This window comes from Micromonospora sp. NPDC003776, assembly GCF_053605645.1.
The window spans coordinates 1-2,530 of the sequence record NZ_JBSGJR010000784.1 but is presented as its reverse complement, the minus strand read 5'-3'; the positions used below and the strand labels follow the sequence as shown (position 1 = coordinate 2,530).

Here is a 2,530-nt window from a genome sequence, read left to right as displayed (position 1 = left end):
CGACCTGTGCCCGAACCTTGCCGTCAGAGGTGACGGAGAAGCCCGTGATGTCCTCCATCCCCTGCTGGGTGCCCACCACCCGGCCGGTGCGCCGCTTCGATCCACCCCCGCAGCCCTGGCTGCCCGGTCACCGCGGCGTGGACCTCGCCGCCACGCCGGCAGCCGGGGTCCGCGCCGCCGGCCCCGGTGTGATCCTCTTCGCCGGTCCGGTCGCCGGGCGCCCGGTGGTCACCGTCGGCCACGCCGGTGGGCTGCGGACCGCCTATGAGCCAGTCCTCCCCGGGCTGTCGCCCGGCGCCCGGGTGGCGCTCGGCACCCCGATCGGCACCCTGCTCGCCGGTCACCCCGGCTGCCCGGTGGAGGCGTGCCTGCACTGGGGACTGCGCCGGGGCGACGAATACCTCGACCCGCTCGCCCTGCTCGGTCTCGGCCCGGTCCGGCTGCTCCCGCTCGACCCGTCAGCCCACGATCCGTCGGGCACGGCGTCCGGGGCAGCGCCGGGTCAGCCCTGGGCGAGCAGCGCGGGGAGGCGGACGGCCAGCCGGTCGTACTCGTCGGGCGTGTTGTAGACCTGGCCGCACAGGCGCAACCAGCCCCGCCCGTTCCAGCCGGCCACCGACACCTCGGCGGCGAGCTGCTCCGCGATCCGGGCGCGCAACACCCGCGCCGCGTCGATCGTGGTGGCGACCCCGGGCGGCAGCGGCACCAGTCGCATGGCCACCGTCGGCCCGCCGGGCTCCGGCAGGTCGGCCGGCGCCACCCCGAGGGCGTCCGCGACCACCCGCTGCCCGTACGCCGCCAGCGCGGCGTTGTGCGCGCGTACCCGGTCCAGGCCGAGGCTGCGCAGGGTGAACAGCCCCACCGGGGCGGCCAGCCACGGGGTGTAGTCCAGCGTCGCCTGCCACTCGACCCGGGCGGGGAAGCCGCTGTCCTGCTCCCAGGAGACCACCAGCGGCTGGATCCGCTCCCGCCACGGCTCGGCCACCACCAACGCCGCCGTCCCCCGGGGCGCGTACGCCCACTTGTGCAGGTTGCCGACCCAGAAGTCCGCGCCGATCGAGGCGACCGTGATCGGCAGCATGCCCGGGGCGTGCGCGCCGTCGACCAGCACCGGCACCCCCCGCTCCCGGGCCACGCCGACGATCGCGGCGGTCGGGAAGAGCCGGGCCGTCGGCGAGGTGATCTGGTCGATGATCAGCAGCCGGGTACGCCCCGGCCGCAGCCCCGCCCGGATGATCTCGACCACCTCCTCGTCGGTGGCGGCCAGCGGCACCGGCAGCGTCCGGGACACCGCCCCGGTCCGCTCGCACTCCCGCGCGACGGAGAACGCCACCGCCCCGTACCCGTGGTCGGTGCTCAGCACCTCGTCGCCGGGGCGCAGGCCGAGGGACTGGAGCACCACGGCCACCCCCGTCGTGGCGTTGCCCACCAGCGCCGTACCGTCCGGGTCGGCACCCAGGAAATTGGCCAGGTGCCGCCGGGTGTGCGTGATCCGGTCGACGAGGCCCTGGGTGAAGAAGCGCAGCGGATTCGACTCCATCTCGTCACGCAGTCGCTGCTGGGCGCGCTGCACCCCGATCGGGACCGCGCCGAACGACCCGTGGTTGAGGTGGCTGACCGACGGGTCGAGAGAGAAGAGCAGCCGAGCCCCGGGGATCGGCTCGGGCGGCTGCGGGACCGTCATCGGCCGATCGTAGCCCGCCGTGGATCATCAACTGACGGTTCTTCCGCCCCGCCCACCGGGCGCGGTGCCACCCGCGTCCCGCGAGTTCGGTCGGCCCGACGATCACGCCCGCGGATGCGCCTGCCGGTACGCCGCCCGCAGCCGCTCCACCGACACGTGCGTGTAGATCTGCGTGCTGGCCAGCGAGGAGTGCCCGAGCAGCTCCTGCACGGCCCGCAGGTCCGCGCCGCCCTCCAGGAGGTGGGTGGCGGCGGAGTGCCGCAGCGCGTGCGGCGTCGTCCGGGGCAGGCCGGCGGCCGCGGCGTACCCGGCGACGATCCGGCGGGCCGTGGTCGGGTTGAGCCGCCCGCCCCGCGCCCCGAGCAGCAGCGCCGGGCCCGAGCCGGCACCCGCCAGCGCCGGCCTGCCCTGCTCCAGCCACGCGTCCAGCGCCCGCTGCGCCGGCACCCCGTACGGCACGGCCCGCTCCCGCCCGCCCTTGCCCAGCACGCGTACCACCCGGCGGCCGTGGTCGACGTCGGTGAGGTCGAGGCCGCACGCCTCGCTGATCCGCACCCCGGTGCCGTAGAGCAGTTCCAGCAGCAACCGGTCGCGCAGCACCACCGCCTCGTCGCTCGCGGCGAGGGTCGCTGCCCCGTCCCGCTCGTGGCCCCCGTCCGGGGCGGCATCGGCGTCTCGTGCCGCCGCTGCCGTGGAGGGCGCCGCTCCCGGCGATCCCCGGCCCTCGGCCCCCCGCCGGGGCGCCCACAAACGGGGCCCCCGGAGCGCGCGCCCGGCGGGGGGGACCAGCCCGGGGGGCCGGGGGCGGGGGGGGGGGGGGGGCCCGGGGGGGGGGAGGAGGGCGGC

Annotated in this window: 2 protein-coding genes and 1 pseudogene; 1 reads left to right on the top strand and 2 read right to left on the bottom strand. The window is 77.2% G+C overall.

From position 1 onward, the window contains the following. Positions 1-455, top strand: a pseudogene (locus tag ACWEVO_RS34860) (murein hydrolase activator EnvC family protein); the annotation flags it as partial. Between the two features lie 47 nt (positions 456-502). Here the strand turns inward: ACWEVO_RS34860 and ACWEVO_RS34855 are convergent. Together ACWEVO_RS34855 and ACWEVO_RS34850 are read right to left on the bottom strand one after the other, a co-directional pair. Then, positions 503-1,684 carry an aminotransferase class V-fold PLP-dependent enzyme gene (locus ACWEVO_RS34855; protein WP_452311666.1) on the bottom strand — a complete coding sequence of 394 codons (1,182 nt, stop codon included), beginning with the start codon at positions 1,682-1,684 and terminating at the stop codon, positions 503-505. Positions 1,685-1,786: 102 nt separating this feature from the next. After that, the coding region (locus ACWEVO_RS34850; RefSeq protein ID WP_452311665.1) for a tyrosine-type recombinase/integrase at positions 1,787-2,530 on the bottom strand (744 nt) is incomplete at its 5' end.

Coding starts and splice junctions, on each gene's coding strand:
- ACWEVO_RS34855 (WP_452311666.1), bottom strand. CDS start 1,684: ATGACGGTCCCGCAGCCGCCCGAGCCGATCCCCGGGGCTCGGCTGCTC.